Annotated in this window: 19 protein-coding genes and 1 pseudogene; 6 read left to right on the forward strand and 14 right to left on the reverse strand. The window is 73.2% G+C overall.

What is annotated here, in order from left to right:
- Positions 1–107: 107 nt before the first annotated feature.
- On the forward strand, positions 108–2210 hold the full coding sequence (gene recQ / locus AB0P17_RS21955) for a DNA helicase RecQ (RefSeq protein WP_365813353.1): 2103 nt from the start codon (positions 108–110) through the stop codon (positions 2208–2210).
- A 48-nt stretch (positions 2211–2258) separates the two neighbouring features.
- On the opposite strand, the gene AB0P17_RS21960 is transcribed toward recQ, so the two are convergent.
- Positions 2259–2834 (reverse strand): histidine phosphatase family protein, encoded by a 576-nt coding sequence (locus AB0P17_RS21960; protein WP_365813355.1) that lies wholly within the window; start codon positions 2832–2834, stop codon positions 2259–2261.
- Positions 2835–2982: 148 nt separating this feature from the next.
- Positions 2983–4425: a PLP-dependent aminotransferase family protein gene (locus tag AB0P17_RS21965; RefSeq protein WP_365813356.1), complete on the reverse strand. Its 1443-nt coding sequence runs from the start codon at positions 4423–4425 to the stop codon at positions 2983–2985.
- On the opposite strand from AB0P17_RS21965, the gene AB0P17_RS21970 reads away from it, so the two are divergent.
- Positions 4424–5428, forward strand: coding sequence for a DMT family transporter (locus tag AB0P17_RS21970; RefSeq protein ID WP_365813358.1), 1005 nt, complete (start codon positions 4424–4426; stop codon positions 5426–5428). The two genes, AB0P17_RS21965 and AB0P17_RS21970, sit on opposite strands and share 2 nt — an antisense overlap.
- Before the next feature lie 47 nt (positions 5429–5475).
- Here AB0P17_RS21970 and AB0P17_RS21975 read toward each other — a convergent pair whose 3' ends face one another.
- Complete coding sequence (locus tag AB0P17_RS21975; protein WP_365813360.1) at positions 5476–6858, reverse strand: family 10 glycosylhydrolase; 1383 nt, start codon at positions 6856–6858, stop codon at positions 5476–5478.
- A gap of 212 nt (positions 6859–7070) precedes the next feature.
- Here AB0P17_RS21975 and AB0P17_RS21980 point away from each other — a divergent pair, with 212 nt between their 5' ends.
- Complete coding sequence (locus AB0P17_RS21980) at positions 7071–7931, forward strand: 3-hydroxybutyryl-CoA dehydrogenase (protein WP_365813398.1); 861 nt, start codon at positions 7071–7073, stop codon at positions 7929–7931.
- A gap of 158 nt (positions 7932–8089) precedes the next feature.
- The gene (locus tag AB0P17_RS21985) at positions 8090–8347 is read left to right on the forward strand and encodes a hypothetical protein (protein ID WP_365813361.1); all 258 of its coding nucleotides are present in this window, start codon (positions 8090–8092) and stop codon (positions 8345–8347) included.
- A 49-nt stretch (positions 8348–8396) separates the two neighbouring features.
- Here AB0P17_RS21985 and AB0P17_RS21990 read toward each other — a convergent pair whose 3' ends face one another.
- The 10 genes and pseudogenes from AB0P17_RS21990 to infC form a co-directional block, all read right to left on the reverse strand.
- Positions 8397–8927 (reverse strand): NUDIX hydrolase, encoded by a 531-nt coding sequence (locus AB0P17_RS21990; protein WP_365813363.1) that lies wholly within the window; start codon positions 8925–8927, stop codon positions 8397–8399.
- Positions 8928–9013: 86 nt separating this feature from the next.
- Positions 9014–10354 carry a transcriptional regulator gene (locus AB0P17_RS21995; RefSeq protein WP_365813365.1) on the reverse strand — a complete coding sequence of 447 codons (1341 nt, stop codon included), beginning with the start codon at positions 10352–10354 and terminating at the stop codon, positions 9014–9016.
- A gap of 759 nt (positions 10355–11113) precedes the next feature.
- Positions 11114–12055, reverse strand: a pseudogene (locus AB0P17_RS22000) (PP2C family protein-serine/threonine phosphatase); the annotation flags it as partial.
- Between the two features lie 359 nt (positions 12056–12414).
- Positions 12415–14943 (reverse strand): phenylalanine--tRNA ligase subunit beta, encoded by a 2529-nt coding sequence (gene pheT / locus AB0P17_RS22005; RefSeq protein ID WP_365813367.1) that lies wholly within the window; start codon positions 14941–14943, stop codon positions 12415–12417.
- Positions 14943–16070: a phenylalanine--tRNA ligase subunit alpha gene (pheS, locus tag AB0P17_RS22010; RefSeq protein ID WP_365813368.1), complete on the reverse strand. Its 1128-nt coding sequence runs from the start codon at positions 16068–16070 to the stop codon at positions 14943–14945. The genes pheT and pheS overlap by 1 nt, the downstream gene beginning before the upstream one ends.
- A gap of 163 nt (positions 16071–16233) precedes the next feature.
- On the reverse strand, positions 16234–17364 hold the full coding sequence (locus AB0P17_RS22015) for an ATP-binding protein (RefSeq protein WP_365813370.1): 1131 nt from the start codon (positions 17362–17364) through the stop codon (positions 16234–16236).
- Positions 17365–17447: 83 nt separating this feature from the next.
- Positions 17448–18287 carry an RNA methyltransferase gene (locus AB0P17_RS22020; protein ID WP_365813372.1) on the reverse strand — a complete coding sequence of 280 codons (840 nt, stop codon included), beginning with the start codon at positions 18285–18287 and terminating at the stop codon, positions 17448–17450.
- A gap of 170 nt (positions 18288–18457) precedes the next feature.
- On the reverse strand, positions 18458–18844 hold the full coding sequence (gene rplT, locus AB0P17_RS22025) for a 50S ribosomal protein L20 (RefSeq protein WP_114626556.1): 387 nt from the start codon (positions 18842–18844) through the stop codon (positions 18458–18460).
- Positions 18845–18946: 102 nt separating this feature from the next.
- The gene (gene rpmI / locus AB0P17_RS22030; RefSeq protein WP_003947156.1) at positions 18947–19141 is read right to left on the reverse strand and encodes a 50S ribosomal protein L35; all 195 of its coding nucleotides are present in this window, start codon (positions 19139–19141) and stop codon (positions 18947–18949) included.
- Between the two features lie 129 nt (positions 19142–19270).
- Positions 19271–19942: a translation initiation factor IF-3 gene (gene infC, locus AB0P17_RS22035; protein WP_365813374.1), complete on the reverse strand. Its 672-nt coding sequence runs from the start codon at positions 19940–19942 to the stop codon at positions 19271–19273.
- A gap of 367 nt (positions 19943–20309) precedes the next feature.
- Between infC and AB0P17_RS22040 the strand changes: the two genes are divergently transcribed.
- Positions 20310–20699: a DUF1844 domain-containing protein gene (locus tag AB0P17_RS22040; protein ID WP_365813375.1), complete on the forward strand. Its 390-nt coding sequence runs from the start codon at positions 20310–20312 to the stop codon at positions 20697–20699.
- Positions 20700–20721: 22 nt separating this feature from the next.
- Here the strand turns inward: AB0P17_RS22040 and AB0P17_RS22045 are convergent, their stop codons facing one another.
- Entirely contained in the window at positions 20722–21534 is an 813-nt protein-coding gene (locus AB0P17_RS22045) for an SseB family protein (RefSeq protein ID WP_365813377.1), read from the reverse strand.
- A gap of 41 nt (positions 21535–21575) precedes the next feature.
- Here AB0P17_RS22045 and AB0P17_RS22050 point away from each other — a divergent pair, with 41 nt between their 5' ends.
- Positions 21576–22253: a serine hydrolase gene (locus tag AB0P17_RS22050; protein WP_365813379.1), complete on the forward strand. Its 678-nt coding sequence runs from the start codon at positions 21576–21578 to the stop codon at positions 22251–22253.
- The last annotated feature ends 185 nt before the right edge of the window (positions 22254–22438 follow it).

The following is a 22438-nucleotide window of genomic DNA, read 5'->3' on the forward strand; positions in this document are numbered from 1 at the left end:
AGGGGGTGTCCTACTTCGCGCCGCCCGCGCCGGCGGGCCGGGCCCCGATCCGGCGGATCCGCCGGATCGCACCGGCCGGTGTCACCGGGGCCTCGTAGAATCGCCGGATGAGCGCTCCCGATTCCGCCACCGTTCCCGAGCCGGGTACCGAGCCGCGCACCGAGGCGGGTACCGAGACCGATCCGGGGACGGATCTGTGGGCCGGTCCGGACACCGGTCCCGGGTCCGGACCGGAGCCCGATCCGTGGGCGGATCCGTGGGCGGGTCCCGAACCCGGTCCCGAGTCCGACCCCTGGGCCGACTCCGGGGCCGGTCCCGAGCCCGACCCGTGGGCCGGTTCCGAGACGGGACCGGGGGCCCGTTCCGCGAGCGGTCCGGGGCCCGCCGAGGGGACCGGTGATCCGCTGGACGTGCTGCGCCGTGTCTTCGGCTACGACTCGTTCCGCGGCAGCCAGCAGGAGATCATCGAGCAGGTGGTGTCCGGCGGGGACGCGCTGGTCCTCATGCCGACCGGCGGCGGCAAGTCGCTCTGCTACCAGATCCCTGCCCTCGTACGGAAGGGCGTCGGGGTCGTCGTATCACCGCTGATCGCGCTGATGCAGGACCAGGTCGACGCGTTGCGGGCGCTCGGCGTGCGGGCCGGATTCCTCAACTCCACCCAGGACTTCGAGGAACGGCGCCTGGTGGAGGCCGAGTTCCTCGCCGGTGAGCTGGATCTGCTCTATCTCGCGCCGGAGCGGCTGCGGGTCGAGGCGACCGTACGGCTGCTGGAGCGCGGCACGATCTCGCTCTTCGCCATCGACGAGGCGCACTGCGTCGCCCAGTGGGGCCACGACTTCCGCCCCGACTACCTCGCCCTCTCCTCGCTCCACGAGCGCTGGCCCGACGTGCCCCGGATCGCGCTGACCGCGACGGCCACCGAGGCGACGCACGCGGAGATCGCCTCCCGGCTGAAGCTCCAGGACGCCCGCCACTTCGTCGCGAGCTTCGACCGGCCCAACATCCAGTACCGGATCGCGCCGAAGAACGACCCCAAGCGCCAGCTCCTCCAGCTGCTGCGCGCCGAGCACGAGGGCGACGCGGGGATCGTCTACTGCCTCTCGCGGGCGTCGGTGGAGAAGACCGCCGAGTTCCTGGTGAAGAACGGGATCGCGGCGCTCCCGTACCACGCGGGGCTCGACACCCGGACGCGGGCCGTGAACCAGTCGCGCTTCCTGCGGGAGGAGGGGCTGGTGATGGTCGCGACGATCGCCTTCGGGATGGGCATCGACAAGCCGGACGTGCGCTTCGTCGCCCACCTCGACCTGCCGAAGTCGGTGGAGGGCTACTACCAGGAGACCGGGCGCGCCGGGCGGGACGGGCTGCCGTCCACGGCGTGGCTCGCGTACGGGCTCCAGGACGTGGTCCAGCAGCGGAAGATGATCGACACGTCGGAGGGCGACGAGGCGCACCGGCGGCGTCTGGGCGCGCATGTGGACGCGATGCTGGCGCTGTGCGAGACGGTCGAGTGCCGCCGGGTCCAACTGCTCGCGTACTTCGGGCAGAAGAGCACCGCGTGCGGCAACTGCGACACGTGTCTGACGCCCGCGGAGTCCTGGGACGGCACGGTCCCCGCGCAGAAGCTGCTGTCGACGGTCGTCCGGCTGAAGCGCGAGCGCAACCAGAAGTTCGGCGCCGGGCAGATCACCGACATCCTGCTGGGCAGGAAGACCGCCAAGGTCATCCAGTTCGACCATGACGCGCTGAGCGTCTTCGGGATCGGCGCGGATCTGCGCGAGGCCGAATGGCGCGGTGTGGCACGGCAGTTGCTGGCGCAGGGGCTGATCGCCGTGGAGGGGGACTACGGGACGCTGGTGCTGACGGAGGAGAGCGCCGAGGTGCTGGGCGGCCGGCGGCAGGTGATGCTGCGGCGCGAGCCCGAGAAGGCGGCGCGGCCCGCGCGCGCGGACAAGCCGGCCAGGCAGCGTTCGGCGCCGGTGGATCTGCCGGCCGAGGCCGTGCCGGTCTTCGAGACGCTGCGCGCCTGGCGGGCCGCCTCGGCGAAGGAGCAGGGCGTGCCCGCGTATGTCATCTTCCACGACGCGACGCTGCGCGAGATCGCGGTCCTGGCGCCGTCGACGCTGGCGGAGCTGTCCACGGTCACCGGGGTCGGCGAGAACAAGCTGGCGAAGTACGGCGAGCAGATCCTGGAGGCGCTGGGTACGGCGTGACCGGCCGGGGCGCCGGTTCCGGAGCACCCGGGACCGGTGTCCGGGCCTTCAGGCGCGGGGGTCGAGCCGCAGGTTCCAGCGGCCGGGCGTGCCGGTCAGGGTGATGGTCGACAGCGGCCGTACGTCCACGTACCAGTACGTACGGGGCGGCGCCTGCAGGGCGTAGACCAGCGCCGCCCGTACGACGGCCGGTTCGGTGACCGCGACGATCGCCGAGACGTCCTCGGCCGGGCGGGTGTCCAGCCAGCCGCCTATCCGGGAGATGAACGTGAGCAGCGGCTCGCCGCCGTGCGGGGCGCCGCGCGGGTCGGCGAGCCAGGCGTCGACACCGGCCGGTTCGCGGGCCATCACCTCGGCGAGGGTGTAGCCGCGCCAGCGCCCCATGTCGCAGTCGCGCAGGGCGGGTTGGGCGAGCGGCGCGAAGCCGAGGGCGGCGCCGGTGGCGCGGCTGCGCGGGGTGGGTGAGCAGTAGCGGAGATCGGCGGCGGCGAGCGGGATGAGGGTGTGGGCGACGCGCTGCATCTCGTGCCAGTCGGCCCGGTCCAGAGGGCGGTCGTCCCCGAAGCGCTCGTCGTACAGGTCCGTGCTGCGCGCCGCGGCGACCATGGTGACCCGAACACTCATGGCCGTGATCGTGGAGGGGAAAGCGGTACCGGTCAAGGGGTCTCAGCCCCGCGGAACGCCCTGATCCCGGGGAAGGGCGCCCCCGTTCCCGCCCCGACATACGCCGGTCACGCGCCGGTCATCCACGGGCGGGCGCGTCCGCCGGCGCTCACCCGCGGCCGAGCACTTCGTCGCAGGCGGTACGGAGCCGGCGTACCCCCTCGGTGATCTCGGCGGGGCCGGCCGGCGCCGCGAAGCTCAGCCGCAGGTGCGGGGCGGGCGGCTCGGCGCCGAAGTACGGGCGGCCCGGCGCGACCGCGACACCCGCGCGCAGCGCCGCGGCGACGACGGCCGCCTCGTCGGTGCCGTCGGGCAGCCGGAGCCAGAGGTGGTATCCCCCGGCCGGGATGTGCGCGAGCCCCGGCTCGGGCAGCGTGGTGCGCAGCGCGGCGGTCAGGGTGTCCCTGCGGGTCTTCAGCTCGGCGGCCACGGAGCGCAGTTGGCGGTGCCAGGCGACGGAGCCCACCAGTTCGAGGGTGGCTTCCTGGAGCGGGCGCGGCACGAAGAAGGTGTCGACGACATGGATGGCGCGCAGCCGTTCCAGTACGGGTCCCCGGGCGGCCAGGGCGCCGACGCGCAGGCTCGGTGAGGTCACCTTGGTGAGCGAGCAGACATGGACGACGACGCCGTCGGGGTCGTCGGCGGCGAGCGTGGGAGGCAGCGGGCCCGCGTCCGCGTGCACCATACGGCGCGCGAAGTCGTCCTCGACGACGAAGGCCCCGGCCTCCCGGGCGATCCGCAGCACCTCGGGTCGGCGGTCCGGGGCGAGCACGGCGCCGGTCGGGTTCTGGAAGAGCGGCTGGCAGACGAAGACCTTGGCGCCGCTGGCCCGGAAGGCGGCGGCGAGCAGGTCGGGCCGTACCCCGTCCGGATCGACGGGTACGGGGACGGGGCGCAGCCCGGCGGCGCGGGCGATCGCCAGCATGCCCGGGTACGTGGGCGACTCGACGAGGACCGGCGCGCCGGGCGGGGCGAGGGCGCGCAGCGCGGTGGTGAGCGCGCTCTGGCCGCCCGCCGTGACCAGGATCTCCGCGGCGGTACTGGTGGGCGCGACGGCCCGGGCGAACCACTCGCGCAGTTCGGGCAGTCCGTCGACGGGCGGCCGGCCCCAGACGCCGGGGCGGCGGCCCGCGCGGGCGAGGGCGGCGGCCATCGCGGCCTCGGGCTGGAGCGTGGGGTGCAGATAGCCGCCGTTCAGCTCGATGACGCCGGGCGGCGGCGCGGCGAGGGTGATCAGGACACCGGAGGCGTCGACGGCGCGCGGCACGCCGTCGGCCGTGGTCTCCGCGCTGAGGGTGACCTCCTGCCAGGAGGTGTCGCCGGCCCTGGCCGGGGCGGGGCGTTCGGGGGCCCGGAAGGCTCCGGCGCCGGGGCGCGTGACGACCAGCCCCTCGGCGGTGAGCCGGGCGAGCGCGCGGGAGACGGTCACGGGCGAGACCCGGTAGCGCTCGATCAGCTCCCTGCTGGACGGCAGCTTTCCACCAGGTGAGTAGTGGTTCAGCTCACGCTTCAGGGAATCGGCCAGCTCGGCCACACTGCTACGCTCATGCATGACAGCAGAGAATAGCGCTACACCTCGCACGACGATAGCGGTCGACGGGGGCGACACCGCCCGAGGCGACCGGAACGAACGGGACGGCCAGGACGGCCGGAACGGTCAGGACGACCCGGACGACCAGGACGACCAGGACGGCCGGGGCAATCGGGGCACGCTCCTCGCCGCCCTGGGCATCGTCGCCTTCTCCCTCACCTTCCCGTCCACCGTGTGGGGCCTGGAGAGCTTCGGCCCCTGGTCCCTCGTCGCCGTCCGCAGCGTGCTGGCCGCGCTCCTCGCGGGCGGCTGTCTGCTGGCGCTGCGCGTCCCGGTCCCCGAGCGGCGGCACCGGGGCGGGCTGGTGGTCGTGGCGATGGGGGTCGTCGTGGGGTTCCCGCTGCTCACCACGCTCGCGCTGGAGACCTCCACCACCTCGCACGCGGCCGTGGTGGTCGGGCTGCTGCCGCTGACCACGGCCGCCTTCGCGGCGGTCCGTACGGGGCGCCGGCCCTCCCGTACCTTCTGGGCGGCGGCCGTCGCCGGAGCCGCCGTGGTGATCGCCTTCACGGTGGGACAGAGCGGCGGGGCGCTGTCCACGGGGGATCTGTATCTCTTCGGTGCGCTGCTGGTGTGCGCGGCGGGGTACACGGAGGGCGGCCGGCTGGCCCGGGAGATGCCCGGCTGGCAGGTGGTCGGCTGGGCGCTGGTCGGGGCGCTGCCGCTCTCGCTGGCCGGCGGCGCCGTCGCGCTCTCCTTCGAGCCGGTGCGGCTGACGGCGCACGGGGTGATCGGCGTGGTCTGGGTGGCGCTGGCCTCCACCTTCTTCGGGCTGTACGTCTGGTACCGGGGCATGGCGGCGATCGGGATCGCGCGGGCCAGTCAGCTCCAGCTCGCGCAGCCGGTGCTGACCCTGGTCTGGTCGGTGCTGCTGCTCGGCGAACGCCTCACCCCGGCGGCGCCCGTGGCCGCCGTGGCGGTGCTGGTCTGCATCGCGGTGACCCAGCGCGCCGCCACCCGCTGACCGGGCCCCCGTGAGGAGCCGCCACCCGCCGGTGCGGTGCCCCGGGCTCAGCGCGGCAGCCGTGACCGCCTGCCGTAGTGGTCCGTGACCACGCGCGTCATCGCCCCGATCGGATCGGCGCCGACCTCCTTCGCCGAGAAGTAGCAGTGGCCCCGTACCCCCGCGAAGTCCTTCGCCAGAGTGAGATGGCGGGACAGCTCGGCGGGATCCTGCCAGGCGGCGGGCTGGGCCGGGTCGCCCGCCTTGTACAGGGCCTCGCCGATGTAGAGGTCGACGCCCGTCCCCCGTACGGTCGCGTCCCACCAGCGCACCAGCTTCGCGTAGTCCGCGGCGGCGTAGCCGATGTTCCAGTAGAGCTGCGGGGCGATGTAGTCGATCCAGCCCTTGCGGACCCAGGCGCGGGTGTCCGCGTGCAGGTCGTCATAGGTCTGCACACCCGCCCGGGTGTCGGAGCCGAGCGGGTCGGTGGCGGCGTTGCGCCACACCCCGAACGGGCTGATCCCGAAGCGCACGCCCTTCTTGGTCCGCCGGATCCGCTCCGCCGTCCCGCGCACCAGCCGGTCGGTGTTGTCGCGCCGCCAGGCCGCCTTGTCGGGGAAGTCCGCCCCGTACCGCGCGTACGCCGCGTCGTCGTCGAAGACCTCTCCGGCGACCGGGTACGGATAGAAGTAGTCGTCCCAGTGCACGGCGTCGATGTCGTACCGCTCGACGGCGTCGAGCATGGCGTCCTGGACGAAGGTCCGCACCTCGGGCAGGCCCGGGTTGTAGTAGAGCTTCCCGCCGTACGGCAGGACCCAGCCGGGATGGATCCGGGCCGGGTGGTCCGGGGAGAGGCGGGTGGGGTCGGTATGGGTGGCGACGCGGTACGGGTTGAACCAGGCGTGCAGTTCGAGGCCGCGCGCGTGGGCCTCCCGTACCGCCGTGCCCAGCGGGTCCCAGCCGGGGTCCCGGCCCTGCGTACCGGTCAGGTACTGCGACCAGGGCTCGTACGGCGACGGCCACAGCGCGTCGGCGGTGGGCCTGACCTGGAAGACGACGGCGTTGAGCCGGCGGTCCACCGCCGTGTCGAGGTGCTTGATCAGCTCGGCCCGCTGGCGGTCGGCCGGGAGCCCGGGCTTCGAGGGCCAGTCCCGGTTGGCGACGGTCGCCAGCCACATGCCGCGCAGCGCGGGGCGCGTCCCGTGGTGGACCGGCACGGGGCGCCCGCCGGGTCCCTGCCCCGGGGCGGCTCCGGCGGCGGCCGTGTCCCCCGCGGTCAGCAGGGTGGCCGCCACCCCGGCCGCGGCGGCGACGAACCCGCGCCGCCCGACGGGCGCCACGCCCCGCGGCCGCACCCGCCCCACCGCGCCGTACCCGCTCGCTCCCTGTCCCGCCGTGCCCTGCCCCGCCGTGCCGTACTCCGCCGTGCCCTGCCCCGACTCGTGCCCCATGCGCCGTCCCTCACCCTGTCGCGTGTCATGTCCCGGCAATGGACCGCACCGCCGCGGCAACGGACGGCCCGGTCCTCCGCCGAGCATGCCTGCCCCGGGCCGTCCCGCGCATCCGGTGCCGGAGTAACGTCCTGTTCCCGGGGCAGGCGCCGGAATCGTACGGGGGACCTGCACGGACACGGACCGGAGAAAGGCACGATGTGACCGACACCCTGACCGATATCGCCCGCGTCGGAGTGGTGGGCTGCGGCCAGATGGGCGCAGGCATCGCGGAGGTCGCCGCGCGCAGCGGCCTGGAGGTCATCGTCGCGGAGACCACCGGCGAGGCGCTGGAGATCGGCCGGACCCGGCTGCAGAACTCGCTGGGCAAGGCCGCGGAACGCGGCAAGATCAGCGAGGAGGAGCGCGACGCGGCGCTCGGCAGGCTGAGCTTCACCACGGATCTCGGGGAGTTCGCCGACCGCGATCTGGTCATCGAGGCCGTCGTGGAGAACGAGCAGGTCAAGACGGAGATCTTCCAGGTGCTCGACCAGGTGGTGACGCGTCCCGACGCGATCCTGGCCTCCAACACCTCCTCCATCCCGCTGGTCAAACTGGCCGTCGCGACCTCGCGCCCCGACCAGGTGATCGGGATCCACTTCTTCAACCCGGCCCCCGTACAGCAGCTCGTCGAGCTGATCCCCGCGCTGACGACGTCCGAGGAGACGATCCTCCGCTCGGAGGCCGTCGTGCAGGGCGTGTTCGGCAAGCACGCGATCCGCGCCCAGGACCGCTCGGGCTTCGTGGTGAACGCGCTGCTGATTCCGTATCTGCTCGCCGCGATCCGGATGTTCGAGTCGGGCATCGCGAGCCGCGAGGACATCGACAACGGGATGGAGCTGGGCTGCGCCCACCCGATGGGCCCGCTCAAGCTCGCCGACCTGATCGGTCTGGACACCGTGGCGTCGGTCGCGGACTCGATGTACGCGGAGTACAAGGAGCCGTTGTACGCGGCATCGCCGCTGCTCCAGCGGATGGTGGACGCGGGCCGGCTGGGCCGCAAGACGGGGGCGGGCTTCTACCCGTACTCCTGATTCACACGGTGTGTGCGCGGGGTGCGCGCATATGACTTCCGTACACCCTGATGCCCGCCGTTCAGGGGGAGTTGACTCGATTCCGCTTGGCCGCCGAACCCGTCGCGGCCGGGCAGTCGCATCGTGGAACCCTTCTCCCCGAACAGGAGCGGAACATCGTGACCACCGACTCTGACCATTCCGTGGTCGGCCAGGAGCGCGCGGAGTTACGTCGCAGCCTCGACGTCGGTCTTGCCAGGACCGACGGCAGGATGGCGCTACTGGCCCACCGCAACGACCAGACCGACAAGGATGTGGCCGATCTGGCCGCGCGTGTGGCGGCCCTGGAGCACTCCAGGTGGCCGCTGCCCGCCGTGGCGGCGCTCTGCTCGCTGGGCGCGCTCGCGGTGGCCGTCTGGCAGAGCCTGGGCCGTTAGCTACCTGGGCCGTTGGCTGCCTGTGCGGTTCAGGTCACCCGACAGGCTCTCAGCCCAGCCTCAAGTGGTGGAGCATCAGCAGCCCGGCCGTCATGTTGGCGGCCGGGATCTCGCCCCTGGCGATCATGTCGGGCACCAGCTTGAGCGGCACCCACTCCCGGCGTGAGGACTCGAAGTCGTCCTGCGGATGACCGATGTACGTCGCGTCCTCCGCCCAGTAGAGATGGTGCCGCGCGTCGCTGAGCCCGTTGGACGGCTCGACCGTGAGGAGATGCCTGAGGGGTCCCGGGCGCCAGCCGGTCTCCTCCTCCATCTCCCGCGCGGCCGCGGTCTTGATGTCCTCGCCGTCCTCGACGACCCCGGCGGCCAGCTCCCAGCCCCAGCTGTCGGTGATGAAGCGGTGCCGCCAGAGCATCAGCACCTCGTTGGCGGAGTTGACCGCGGTCGCCACGGCGACCGGGCGGAGCCGGATGAGGAAGTGGTCCAGATGCCGGCCGTCAGGGAGTTTGACGTCGGCGAGATTGACGCTGAACCAGCGGTTCTCGTACACGGTCTGCTCGCTTAAGTTCGTCCACTGCACGTTTCTGCCACCTTCCGACAAGTTGATGGCAATATCGCAGCAGCGACGCCCACCCCGGCGAAAGCACGGGGGGCTCACCCGGGGGCTCACAGAGGAACGCGCAGCGCCCCCGCGATCAGTTCCGCCGTGTCCTCGGCATCCGAGGATCCGCTGGCCACGAGTTGTTCGCGTACCTCGCGCAGGCGGTCGCGCAGCCGCTGGGACTCCATCCCCCGGGCCCGCTCGGCCATCTCCGCCGCCGTTCTGGCAGCCCGGTCGGCCTCGCCCTGCCGCAATTCGATATGACTGAGCATCGCGAGCCGGTGGACCCGGCCGCGGTCATGCGCCGGGGTGTCCACGGCCGCCGTCGCGTGCACCCGCGCGGCGGCCAGCTCGCCGAGGCTGAGGAGCGCCTCCGCCACCTGTACGTTGACCAGGCCCGGCTGGACGTAGCCCGTCTCGTCCGGTTCATGGCCCGGACTGATGCGCTCCGCCTCGGTCTCCGCCCGCCGGATGCAGCCGAGCGCCGCGGCGGCGTCGCCGAGATGCGCGTACGACTTGGCCTGCATCGCGTAGAGATCGGCGGCGAGTGCCGGGGTGATCCGGCCGCCCGCCGTCCGCAGCGCCGCCTCCGCGAAGGCCACGGACTGACGGTACTCCCCCATGAACAGCGACTGGTTGACGAGCAGCGCGATCACGTACGCGCCGAACCCGCGGTCTCCGCTGGCCTTCGCGAGCCGCAGCGCCTGGTGGAAGTAGCGCTGCGCCAGACCGTGGGCGTCGGAGTCGTACGCGCAGATGCCGGCCACGGCGACCAGGCCGCCGGTGGCGCGGTGGAGCTGGCGCCCCAGGGCGTCGCTGTACCCGCCGCGCAGCAGCGGCGCGGTCTCGGCGTTGAGGAAGCGGACGATCCGCGCGCGGGTCGCGACGCCGCCCGCCCGGCGGTACATCAACTCGTAGTGCGCGCGGGCCGATCTGAGCAGTTCGATGTCGGCGGGGCCGACCTTCGTGCCGCCCGCGCGGGACACGTCGGAGTCCTCCGGCGGGTTCTCCCACTCCCAGACGGGCATCACGGCGGGCGTGCCGGTGACGGCGGGGGCGCCCACTATGTGCGGGCGCTGCTGCTCGTCACTGCGCCACAGCGCGGCGGCGCGCTCCACGAAGCCGGAGAGCGGGGTGGAGTGGGGCAGGGGCGTCTCCCCCACCAGCCCGAACCCGATGTCGTCCAGGGTGAAGGGTCTGCGCAGACGGTCGCTGAGCACCGCGCAGATCAGGTCGGGCACCTGCCCGCGCGGCCGCTGGCCCTTCAGCCAGCGGGACACGGCGGTGTGTTCGTACCGCAGCGCGAGGCCCCTGGCGCGCCCCGCCTGGTTGACTCGGGCGGCGAGACCGGCATGAGAGATGCCCGCCTCGTCGAGCAGGGAATCGAGCAGAGTGTTGGGCTGCATGTGCCCCTCCGGTGACTCGGCCGAACCAGCCTAGCCGAGGAAGTCCGAACTCCCGCCCGCCGCAAGGGGACGGACGGTGTCACTTCGGACGTGCTCGTCGGGTGGAACGGGAAACGCACGGGGTGTGAACGGAGTGCCCGGACTCGCGCCGTGTGCGCACTGCCGCCGGGCGGGCGGGGCCTGTTGACTGGTTCTCCTCATCAAGGAGGCGGCCGGGTCGCCGGCTCCCCCTCGTAAGTGCGGCGGCCCGCAGTCGTGTCGTCCGTCCCGCACCTGCCCGACACTCCGCGGCGGGGCGGACGACACGGCCACCGCGCCGATGGCTCCCTCAGGCCTCGGGCGTGGTGCTCCTGGGTGGGAGACGAGTCCGGTGACGGACAACAGCGGTCACAGCACCGGAGTCCAGGGACGGGAAGGAGCGGGACGGGTACGGCGCAGCGCCGGTTCGCCGGACTGCGCCGGCACCCGTGTGCGCTCGTCCCGTACGGGACGACAGCCCGGCGGCGCCTGGCCGTTGACCGGTGGCGGCTCCGGCGGCCGAGGCGTCTCGTCCGGGCCGAGGAGCCGCCCCGGACCGGCGAGGCCGCCCGGATCCGCGAGGCCGACCGGCCCCGCCCCGTCCGCCCCGGAGCGGTCGGTGCCCCGCCGGCCGGAATCGGTGGGCCCGGACTCGCGGGGGTCGCCCCCGGACCGGCCGGCCGGTGGGTCGTCGGCCGGCCCCGACCGGCCTCCGGCCGCCGCGCACGCGGTGCCGTCCACCCGGTCGTTGCGCAGCACCAGCAGCGCCATGTCGTCGGTGATCCGTCCGCCGGTGTGCCGCAGCAGCGCCGTGTGCACCTGCCGTACCACCTCGGCGGGCGACAGCACGGCGGCCGAAGCCGCCTCCGCCAGCGTCTCCCTGAGGCCGAAGAAGCGCCCCCGCGCGTCCCGGGCGTCCTCCGCGCCGTCGGTGTGCAGGAACAGCGCCTCGCCCGGCAGCAGGCGTCCGCAGCGGTACGGGGTGAGCTCCGCCGGCAGCGGGAAGGCGCCCAGCGGCGGCAGCGGCTCCCCGCAGGCGAGCGGCTCCGCGCCGGTCCCGAGCCGGTAGGGCCAAGGATGACCGCAGTTGAGGGCGCGTACCTCCGCGTCGGGCCCGATCTCCAGCAGCAGGACGGTGACGAACTCCTCCGCGATGTCGTCCGCGTCCGCCTCCGCCATCCGCTGCGCGGCCCGGCAGGCCTCGGCGACCTCGGCCGCGTCCGCGGCGTCCGCCGCCCCGTTCCTCGCGGCCGCGTCGGCGAGCACGGCGACCCGGAGCGCCGCGGCGCGGTCGGGTTCTCGAAGGGCCTGCTCCCGCTCCCGCAGATGCCGTTGGTGTGCCCGGTCGAGTCTGCGCAGGACGCCGTCGAGCCCGCTCTCGTCGTGGGCGGCCTCGCGGAAGCTGCCGAGCACCGCCGCCACCGTGCCGATGGCGGGCAGTCCGTGGCCGCGCACGTCCCCGATGACCACGCGCACCCCGTGGGTGGTCGCCATCACCTCGTACAGGTCGCCGCCCACGTCCGCGCCGCGCGACGCGGAGAGCTGGCGGGCGTGGAGCGCCAGCCCGTCGAGCCGGGACGGCAGCGGGCGCAGCAGGACCTCCTGCGCGGCGCGCGCCACGGCGCGCACCTGGAGGATCTCGCGCGCCGCGCGGCGCCGTACCCGCATGACGAGATACGCCATCAGCAGCGTGAAGGCCACACAGGTCACGATGCGCGGCAGGAGCGTGTCACGCTCCGAGGGCGGGCGCGTCAGCTCCCAGGTGATCACCAGCGCGAGCACGCCACCGGGAATCGCGCACTCCACGAATCCCCAGGAGGCTGTCTCCTCGGGTGTCTGCTCTTCTGCACTGGTCCGATTCATACGTCGGCCCCCCTCGGCCGTCCGGCCACTCAGCCGTTGGGCGTACGTCGACCGTCGCGGCCGGATCGATTGTGTCGATCACTCGCCGCCGATGGCGCGACGCGCCGGGGGTTCTCACTCAAATGAGTGAGGGGCGCGTCCGGGGCCCCGGACGCGCCCCTCAGGGCGTGGAGACGCGGTCACGCGCCCCGCAGTACCGCCCCGGTCCGCTCGGCGGCGAGCGCGACGGCCGCGTCACGGGCCGCCGTGGCCTCCTCGACCGTCAGCGTGCGGTCGGCGGCGCGGAAGCGCAGGGCGTACGCGAGGGACTTGTTCCCCGCGCCGACCTGTTCGCCGGAGAAGACGTCGAACAGCCGCAGGGACTCAAGGAGTTCGCCCGCGCCCTCGTGCAGCGCGCGCTCCACGTCCCCGGCCGGCACGTCGGCCGCGACGACCAGCGCCACGTCCTGGGTGGCCACCGGGTAGGTGGAGATGCGCGGCGCCTGGAGCACGCCGGTACCGGCCCGCTCCAGCAGGTCCAGGTCGATCTCCATGGCGCTGGTGCGCTCCGGCAGCCCGAGCGTCTTGACGACGCGCGGGTGCAGTTCACCGGCGTGCCCGACGAGCGTCTCCGTGCCGTCCACCGTCGCGAGGAGCGCGGCGCAGCGGCCGGGGTGCCACGGCTCGTGGCGGTCGGCCCGTACGGACAGCTCGACGCCGGCCTCGCGGGCGACGGTGCGGGCCGACTCGACGGCGTCCGCCCAGTTCGCCCGGGTGCCCTTGCCCCACCAGCCGGCCTGCTCGCGCGCGCCGGACAGGACGACGGCGGCGTGGCGCGGCTGGCGCGGCAGCGTGGCGTCGAGGGCGGCGATCTCCTCGTCGGTGGGCCGCCGGTCGACGGGCAGCCGGACCGGTACGGTCTCCTCGCCGGTCGGCCGGAAGACCAGCCCGGTCTCGAAGAGCGCGAGGTCGTGCGAGCCGCGGCCGTCGTTGCGGCGCAGCGCGGTGAGGAGGCCGGGCAGCAGCGTGGTGCGCAGCGCGGGCTCCTCGTCGGAGAGCGGGTTGACGAGGGTGACCGTACGGCGCCGGTCGTCGTCGGCGGGGAGGCCGAACGCGTCGAGGACCGCCGGGCCGGTGAACGGGTAGTTCAGCGCCTCGACGTAGCCCGCCCCGGCCAGGGCGCGGCCGACGCGGCGGTGCAGCCGCTGCCGCTCGGTGAGCCCGCGGCCGGACGGCGGGGTCGGCAGCGTGGAGGGCAGGTTCTCGTACCCCTCCAGCCGGATGACCTCCTCGGCGAGGTCGTTGGGCGCGACGAGGTCGGGGCGCCAGGACGGGACGGTGACGATCAGCTCGTCCTGCCCGTACACGTCGCAGCCGATCTGCTGGAGGCGCCGTACGACGGTCTCCCGGCCGTAGCCGACGCCCGCGACGCGGTCGGGGTGGTCGGCGGGCATGGTGATCGTGTGCGGCGCGGAGGGCGCGAGGACCTCGGTGACCCCGGCCTCGGCGGAGCCGCCCGCGAGGAGCACCAGCAGGTCGACGGTGCGCTGCGCCGCCGCCGCGGTGGCCGCCGGGTCGACGCCGCGCTCGAAGCGCTTGGACGCCTCGGAGGGCAGCTTGTGGCGGCGCGCGGTACGGGCGATGGTGATCGCGTCGAAGTGCGCCGCCTCGATGACGACCTCGGTCGTGCCGTGCACCACGCCGGTCTCGGCGTCGGTGACGACATCGGCGATCTCGGTGTGGGCTCCGCCCATCACGCCCGCGAGGCCGATCGGCCCGCGGTCGTCGGTGATGACCAGGTCCTGGGCGTCGAGGACGCGCTGGACGCCGTCGAGGGTGGTGATCTTCTCACCGGCCTCGGCGCGGCGGACGCCGATCGCGCCGTCGAGCCGGGTCCGGTCGTAGGCGTGCAGCGGCTGGCCGAGCTCCAGCATCACGTAGTTGGTGATGTCGACGGCGAGCGAGATGGGGCGCATCCCGGCCTTCTGGAGGCGGCGGCGCAGCCAGATCGGCGAGCGGGCCTCGGGGTCGAGCCCGGTGACCGTGCGCGCGGTGAAGCGGTCGCAGCCCATCGGGTCGGCGATCTTCACGGGGTGGCCGTACGCGTTCGGCGCGGGGACGTCGAGGAGCGCCGGGTCGCGCAGCGGCAGGCCGTACGCGATGGCGGTCTCGCGGGCGACGCCACGCAGCGAGAGGCAGTAGCCGCGGTCGGGGGTGACGGCGATGTCCAGGACCTCGTCCACCAGCTCCAGGAGCGCGATGGCGTCGGTGCCGGGCTCGTACTCGGGCGGCAGCACGATGATGCCGCCGGAGCCGTCATCGCCCATGCCCAGCTCGTCGCCGGAGCAGATCATGCCGTGCGAGGTCTTGCCGTACGTCTTGCGCGCGGCGATGGCGAAGTCGCCCGGGAGGACGGCGCCGGGCAGCACGACGACGACCTTGTCGCCGACGGCGAAGTTGCGCGCGCCGCAGACGATCTCCTGCGGCTCGCCGGTGCCGTTGGCGGTGCCGACGTCGACGGTGCAGAAGCGGATGGGCTTCTTGAAGCCCTCCAGCTCCTCGATGGTGAGGACCTTGCCGACGACGAGGGGGCCCTTGAGGCCGGCGCCGAGCTGCTCGACGGTCTCGACCTCCAGACCGGCGGCGACGAGCTTGGCCTGTACGTCACGGCCGGTCTCCGTCGCCGGCAGGTCGACGTACTCCCGCAGCCAGGAAAGCGGGACGCGCATCAGATCTCCATCCCGAACGGCCGGGTGAACCGGACGTCACCCTCGACCATGTCTCGCATGTCTTCGACGTTGTGGCGGAACATCAGCATCCGTTCGATGCCGAACCCGAAGGCGAATCCGCTGTACTTCCCGGGGTCGACGCCGCAGGCGGTGAGCACCTTCGGGTTGACCATGCCGCAGCCGCCCAGCTCGATCCAGCCCTCGCTGCCGCAGGTGCGGCAGGGCCGGTCGGGGTTGCCGACGGAGGCGCCGCGGCAGACGTAGCAGACCATGTCCATCTCGGCGGACGGCTCGGTGAACGGGAAGAAGTTCGGGCGGAGCCGGGTCTTCATGTCCGGGCCGAAGAGCGCCTGGACCATGTGGTCCAGGGTGCCCTTGAGGTCGGCCATGGTCAGGCCCTCGTCGACGGCGAGCAGCTCGATCTGGTGGAAGACCGGGGTGTGCGTGGCGTCCAGCTCGTCGGTGCGGTAGACCCGCCCGGGGCAGACGACGTAGACGGGCGGCTCGCGGTCGATCAGGGTGCGGGCCTGGACCGGCGAGGTGTGCGTACGGAGCACCACGCCGGACTCGTCGCCAGTGGTGCCCTCGGGGCCCTGCACGAAGAAGGTGTCCTGCATCTGGCGCGCCGGGTGGTCGGGCACGAAGTTGAGGGCGTCGAAGTTGAACCACTCGGCCTCGGCCTCGGGCCCCTCGGCGACCTCGTACCCCATGGCCACGAAGACGTCGGCGACCCGCTCCATGAAGGTGGTGAGCGGGTGGCGGGCGCCGGCCGGGATGCGGTCGTACGGCAGTGTGACGTCCACCGCCTCCTCGACCAGCACCCGGGCGTCACGCTCGGCCTCCAGCTCCGTCTGCCGGGCGGCGAGGGCCCGGCCGACGGCGGCGCGGGCCTGGCCCACGCGCTTGCCCGCCTCGGCCTTGGCCTGCGGGGGCAGCGCGCCGATCTCCCGGTTGGCGAGGGAGAGCGGCGAGGTGGACCCGGTGTGCGCGTTCTTCGCGTGGGCGAGCGCGTCGAGGTCACCGGCGGCGGCAAAGGCGGCGAGCGCCTCGTCCTTGATCCGCTCGATGCGCTTCGGTTTCAGTGCCTCGACCTCGACCGGGTCGTACGACTTGTTGGGTGCGGACATCTCTTCCCGTACTTCCGATTGGCTTGGCGAAACGACCCTGCTCGACGACTCTGCTCGATCACCGAGGGTGTGAAGGTGCCAAAAGCCGAGTCTAAGGGGTCGTACGAAGGTGGCTCCGCCCGCGGGCGGCCCGGGCCGGCTCCCCGGATCGGTCGGGAGACCGTCAGGAGAGGTAGGCCGGGGCGCCGACGGGCAGGACGAACCGGAACTGCGCGCCGCCGCCGGGGCCGCGGCCGACGGTGATCGTGCCGCCGTGCGCCTCGACGATGCCCTTGACGATGTAGAGGCCCAGCCCCGTCCCGCCGCGCTTGCTGCCCCGCCAGAAGCGGGTGAAGACGCGCTGCATCGACTCCTCGGGGATGCCGGGTCCTTCGTCGCACACGGTGACGGCCGTTCCCTTCTCACTCTCCGCCGCGTGTTCGATACGCGCGGGCGCCACCACAATGGTGACGGTTCCCTCGCCGTGGCGCACCGCGTTTTCCAGCAGGTTGCCGAGGACCTGGTCGATCTTGTCGGGGTCCGCCCACAGATCGGGCAGCGGCTGCTCTATCCGTACGAGGAACCGGTCCGGTGACTCTCCCGACGCGGTGTGCGACTGGACGTGCCGGCCGACGGCCGCGCCGATGTCGACGGGCTGGCGGCGCACCTCCAGCCGTCCCGAGTCGATCCGGGAGATGTCGAGCAGTTCGGCGATGAGCCGGGTGACCCGGTTGGCGTCGGCGTCGACGGTCTCCAGCATCAGCCGCTTCTGGTCGTCCGTGAACCGCTCCCACTTGGCGAGCAGGGTCGCCGTGAACCCCTTGACGGAGGTCAGCGGCGAGCGCAGCTCGTGGGCGACGGTGGCAATCAGCTCGGCATGGCTCAGCTCGGTGCGGCGGCGGGCCTCCGTGCCCCGTACACAGATCACCAGCTTGCGGACGGGGCCGGTGGGGTACGCGCGGACGTAGCGCGCCGAGACCAGGACCTCGCGGCCGCCGGGGAGCAGCAGGTTGCGCTCCGGCTGCCCGGTCCGGGTCGCGAGGCCGCCGTACGGGTCGGTCAGCGTCCACCAGCGGCGGCCCTTGAGGTCCTCCAGCGGCAGCGCGTGGTCCAGCGGGCTGCCGAGGGCGGTGGCGCGGTCGACGGCGGTGATCCGGGCGGCGGCGGCGTTGAAGCAGACGACGCGGCCGGTCTCGTCCGCGATGATCAGCCCGTCGGGGAGGTCGTCGGGGTCCAGCCCCGGTCCGGCCGGGCCGTCGGCAGCGGCGGGTAAGGCTCCCTGGACCCTTGCGGGTCGGCTCGCCCCGACGGTCATCCCCGCACCCCACCTCTTCCGGCTAGCTCAGTGGGTCCCCGAGCACGCCACCCTACTAGCTGACGGTGACCGGACGGACCCCCTCAGCGCATACCGCGGACGCGCTGGGCGCGCGCTGAGGCATAGAGACATACGGCCGCGGCGGTCGCGAGGTTCAAGCTCTCGGCCTTTCCGTGGATCGGCACCCGCACCACGGCGTCCGCCAGGGCACGGGTCTCCTCCGGCAGCCCCCACGCCTCGTTGCCGAAGATCCAGGCGGTGGGCCCGGCCATGGTGCCCGCGTCCAGTTCGTCGTCGAGGTCGTCCTCGCCCGCTCCGTCGGCCGCCAGGATGCGCACCCCGGCGCCCTGGAGGCCGCGTACGGCCTGCTCCACGGGGACGCCGACGGCGACGGGCAGATGGAAGAGCGAGCCGGCCGACGCGCGGACGGACTTCGGGTTGTACAGGTCGACGGAGGCGTCGGTGAGGACGACGGCGTCGGCCCCCGCGGCGTCCGCGCAGCGCAGCACCGTACCGGCGTTGCCGGGGTCGCGGACATGGGCGAGGACGGCGACGAGCCGGGGGCCGGCCGCGAGGACGTCCGCGAACGGGGTGTCCAGGAAGCGGCAGACGCCCAGCAGGCCCTGCGGGGTGACCGTCTGGGAGACCTCGGCGAGGACGGTGTCCGGCGCGAAGTGCACCCGGGCCCCCGTGGCGCGGGCCGCGTCGATGATGTCGCCGTACCGCTCGGCGGCCTCGGCGGTGGTGAACAGTTCGAGGAGCGTGGGCTCGCCGTCCGCCCCGCGGTGCGCCACCGCCTCGCGCACGGCCTGCGGCCCCTCGGCGATGAACCGGCGCTCCTTGCCCCGGAAGGCGCGCTTGGCGAGCCTGCGCGCGGCCGTGACACGGGGGGAACGCGGGGAGATCAGCTCGGGGGTGCCCATGGGCGGCGGCTCGCTTCTCGTCTGGCGGTAACGGGCGGTCTCGGTACGGGGCGGTCTCGGTACGGGGCGGTTTCGATGCGCGCCGGCGGGTGCGGAAACACGCGGGACCCGCAGGCGGTGTGCCTGCGGGTCCGGCGGGAAGGGGCGCGGGCTGGAGAGCCGGCAGGCTCTTAGGCCGCGGCCTTCGGGGCGTTGACGTCGCTGGGGAGCGCCTTCTGGGCGACCTCGACGAGCGCGGCGAACGCGTTGGCGTCGTTGACGGCCAGCTCCGCGAGGATCTTGCGGTCCACCTCGACGTTGGCGGCCTTCAGACCCTGGATGAAGCGGTTGTAGGTGATGCCGTTGGCACGGGCAGCGGCGTTGATCCGCTGGATCCAGAGCTGACGGAAGTCGCCCTTGCGCTTCTTACGGTCGTTGTAGTTGTAGACGAGGGAGTGGGTGACCTGCTCCTTCGCCTTCCGGTACAGACGCGAACGCTGGCCGCGGTAACCGCTGGCCGCTTCGAGGATTGCCCGGCGCTTCTTGTGGGCGTTGACTGCCCGCTTGACGCGTGCCACGTGTTGACTCCTTGTAGCGGGGCCGTGGTTGGACTCACACGGCCCGAAAACGAATAGGTCCCGGTCCTGTTGCCGCGCCCCCGGTCACCGGAGGCGGCGGCCTCACTTGCCGAGAAGCTTCTTGATCTTCTTGGCGTCGCCCGGGGCCATCTCGGCGTTGCCGGTGAGGCGACGCGTCAGCCTTGACGACTTGTGCTCGAGCAGGTGGCGCTTGCCGGCCCGCTCGCGCAGCACCTTGCCGGAGCCGGTGATCTTGAAGCGCTTGCTGGCACCGCTGTGCGACTTGTTCTTCGGCATAGCGCCGTTCTCTCCTCGTCAGTGGCGCTCCCAGCCGGTCCGCTTTCTCGACCGGCGCGCGGGAGCGTCAGATCTCTGGTGTGTGGTTCCGAGCGGAGCCGGGGGCCGCCTGGGTGGCGCCCCCACGGATCACACGTCGGAAGATGCCTCGACGGGGGTCTCGGCCGGAGCCGCGACGTTCCCGGCCGACTCCTCGGGCGTGGAGCCCTGGCGTTCGGCCTTGCGGGCCGCCTGCGCTTCACGGGCCTCGGCCATGGCCTCGGTCTTCTTCTTGTGCGGACCGAGAACCATGATCATGTTCCGGCCGTCCTGCTTCGGGTTCGACTCGATGAAGCCGAGTTCCTCGACGTCGGAGGCGAGCCGCTGGAGCAGTCGGAAGCCCAGTTCCGGGCGGGACTGCTCGCGACCACGGAACATGATCGTGATCTTGACCTTGTCGCCCTGCTTGAGGAACCGGACGACGTGACCCTTCTTGGTGTCATAGTCGTGCGGGTCGATCTTCGGCCGGAGCTTCATCTCCTTGATGACCGTGTGCGCCTGGTTCTTGCGCGCCTCACGGGCCTTCATGGCCGACTCGTACTTGAACTTCCCGTAGTCCATGAGCTTGCACACGGGCGGACGGGCGTTCGCCGCGACCTCGACCAGGTCCAGGTCGTACTCCTGTGCAAGCTCCAGGGCCTTGGCGAGCGGGACGATGCCCACCTGCTCGCCGCTGGGACCGACAAGTCGCACTTCGGGAACGCGAATCCGGTCGTTGATGCGGGGCTCGGCGCTGATGGATCCTCCTCGGTAGCACCACACGACTGTCTGGCAGACAGCCGCGTAACGTCTGTACGTTTCAGACCAACCGCGGCGGCACAGTAAAAATGCCCCGGACGGCACACAGGCAGGAGCTCCTCGAATACCGGAGCACCGCCGCGCGACTGCCACGGGGCGCATCGGGCGGTTCCATCGTCCGTACGGAACGATGGGCACCGCCTGACCGGTGACCCGCCGCCCCTCAGGGGCAGCCAGGTGGGAGATCGGAGCCTCCACTTGTGGGCCGGGCACGCACGTGTCCGGCCGGTCGTTACACAAGGTTAGCATCCCCCGGAGCCATCCGCTAACCCTCGGGTCCGCACCCGCTCCCCCGGACGGGCGCCCGCCGCGTGGGCCTATCGTGTGGGGCATGAGCGACGCGACCTCCCCCCAGTCCACCCCGGAAGCCCCGGAAGCCCCCGCATCACCCGGCTACGACGCCATGGCCCGCGACATCGCGGAAGTTCCCGCCGTCGAGGTGATCGTCACGGTCGCGGTGAACCTGATGAGCGCGGCGGCCGTGAAGCTCGGTCTGACCGAGGAGGGCGACGAGCACAAGGACCTGGACGAGGCGCGCAAGCTGGTCCACGCGCTGGCCGGACTGCTGGACGCGAGCACGACGGAGATCAGCTCGTTCCACGCGGCGCCGCTGCGTGACGGGCTGAAGTCGCTGCAGCTGGCCTTCCGCGAGGCATCGGTCGTACCGGACGAGCCGGGCCAGGGCCCGGGCGAGAAGTACACGGGCCCGGTCTACGGCTGACCGGCGCCCCCGCCCCGCGCCGTCACGCGGGGCGTTCTCCGTCGCGGGGCGGCTGATCCCGTACGTACAGGGGCTCGCCCGGTGGGGTGGCCTCGGCCGGCAGCACCGCCAGGTCGAGTCCGCGCACCAGGCGGGCCCTCAGCACATCGTCGTCCGCGAGGGCGCGCGCGACCCTGCGGGCCGCCTCCGCCGCGGCTGCGGCCGGGGCCGGCACCAGGGCGAGGATGCCGTCCGCGCTGCCGGGGCCGAGATATGCCCGTACCACCGCGGGCTCGGCGGCGACCACCGAACGTACCGCCGCCGTCACGGCCGGGTCGTCGAGCGGACCGGTCCCCGTACGCCCCTCCGCGAGGGCGAGCAGGGCGGGCCCGGTGAGCTGGTACGGGACGGGGCCCGCGAGATCGAGGACCACGGTGTCCGCCCCCTCGTGCGCGGCGGCCTGGAGCGCCTGGTGCAGCGGTACGGCGACGGGCCTGGCCGCGGGGTCCCACCGGGCCAGCGCCTCGACGGAGGTGAAGGCGGGCAGGGCGCGGCGGTCACCGGCCCGGAGCGTCGGCACGGCCATGTCGCTGGTCTTCTCCCGGCGCAGGCCCGCCCGTCGCCCACCACCCTTGTCCGACGCTGCGCCGCCCCCCTCATCGGCCTCATCGGCCTCCTCGACCTCCCCCAGGACGGCCACGACGGGCACCAGCAGCCGGGAGGTGCGCAGCGCCGCCAGCACCGGCCCATGAGCCGCGCGGTCCTCGGCCCAGGCGGCGAGGGCCGCCGTCAGCGCGGGATCGGCGGTGCCGTCGTCGTCGGAGAAACCGGGGTCCGGAATGTTCTTGAGCGCCACGGGACGAGCCTAGTTGAGCGGGCCGGGCGTACGGTCCTGGGGTGGATCTCTCGGTCGCGGTGTACGACATGGTGGGCGGGCACGAGGCGGCGTACGGCCCGGAGCGCGCGTATGTCACCGCCAGTGTGGTGAAGGTCGCGGTGCTGGCGGCCCTGCTGCTGCGCGCCCGGGACACCGGCCGGTGGCTGGACGCGGGCGAGGAGCGGCTCGCCGAGGCCATGATCGGGCGCAGCGACAACGAGGCGGCGACGGCACTGCGGGAGGCCGCCGGGGGTGTGCCGGGGCTGGACGCGGCGCACGCGCGGCTCGGCATGGACCGGACGGCGGCAGCCCCGGCGTGGGGGCTGACCCGGACCACGGCGGGCGATCAGCTCACCCTCCTGAAGGCGGTCTTCGCCCCGGAGACCAGGCCGGAGGCCCCTCTCGACGCGCGGTCGCGCCGCTATGTGGCGGGGCTGATGGGGCGGGTGGTGGCGGGGCAGGACTGGGGCGTGTCGGCGGCGGACGGCGCGGCGGCCCCGGCCGGTGTCGCGCTGAAGAACGGCTGGCTGCCGCGTACGGAGAGCGGACTGTGGGTCGTCCACTCCGTGGGGCGGGTGAGCGGCTGCCTGGTGGCGGTCCTCTCCGACGGCCACGCCTCGAAGGAGGAGGGCATCGCCCGGGTCGAGGAGGCGGCGGTCGGCGCGGTACGCCGGATCACGGCGCTCCGGCCCGGGTGAGGCGGAACGCCGTACGGCCTGAGGTGCCCTGGCCGTACGGCCTGAGGTGCCCTGGCCGTGGCGGCCCGGGGCACACCACTCGCAGGAACGCTAGTGCCCCTCCCGGCAAGCTTTGCCCCGTCGCGCCGCCCAGCACGCACGCTCGCCGCGTTGGCCAAAAGCCCTGGTAGCTCCGCTACAAGGAC

It is taken from the genome of Streptomyces sp. NPDC088124 (assembly GCF_040685895.1).
Lineage (GTDB): Bacteria > Actinomycetota > Actinomycetes > Streptomycetales > Streptomycetaceae > Streptomyces.

Excerpts from the sequence above, each read along its gene's own strand:
- pheT (WP_365813367.1), bottom strand. The coding sequence starts at position 14,943 with ATGCGCGTCCCGCTTTCCTGGCTGCGGGAGTACGTCGACCTGCCGGCG.
- AB0P17_RS22040 (WP_365813375.1), top strand. The coding sequence starts at position 20,310 with ATGAGCGACGCGACCTCCCCCCAGTCCACCCCGGAAGCCCCGGAAGCC.
- AB0P17_RS21975 (WP_365813360.1), bottom strand. The coding sequence starts at position 6,858 with ATGGGGCACGAGTCGGGGCAGGGCACGGCGGAGTACGGCACGGCGGGG.
- AB0P17_RS21960 (WP_365813355.1), bottom strand. The coding sequence starts at position 2,834 with ATGAGTGTTCGGGTCACCATGGTCGCCGCGGCGCGCAGCACGGACCTG.
- pheS (WP_365813368.1), bottom strand. The coding sequence starts at position 16,070 with ATGTCCGCACCCAACAAGTCGTACGACCCGGTCGAGGTCGAGGCACTG.
- AB0P17_RS21965 (WP_365813356.1), bottom strand. The coding sequence starts at position 4,425 with ATGCATGAGCGTAGCAGTGTGGCCGAGCTGGCCGATTCCCTGAAGCGT.
- AB0P17_RS22015 (WP_365813370.1), bottom strand. The coding sequence starts at position 17,364 with ATGACCGTCGGGGCGAGCCGACCCGCAAGGGTCCAGGGAGCCTTACCC.
- AB0P17_RS22020 (WP_365813372.1), bottom strand. The coding sequence starts at position 18,287 with ATGGGCACCCCCGAGCTGATCTCCCCGCGTTCCCCCCGTGTCACGGCC.
- AB0P17_RS21995 (WP_365813365.1), bottom strand. The coding sequence starts at position 10,354 with ATGCAGCCCAACACTCTGCTCGATTCCCTGCTCGACGAGGCGGGCATC.
- recQ (WP_365813353.1), top strand. The coding sequence starts at position 108 with ATGAGCGCTCCCGATTCCGCCACCGTTCCCGAGCCGGGTACCGAGCCG.
- AB0P17_RS21970 (WP_365813358.1), top strand. The coding sequence starts at position 4,424 with ATGACAGCAGAGAATAGCGCTACACCTCGCACGACGATAGCGGTCGAC.
- rpmI (WP_003947156.1), bottom strand. The coding sequence starts at position 19,141 with ATGCCGAAGAACAAGTCGCACAGCGGTGCCAGCAAGCGCTTCAAGATC.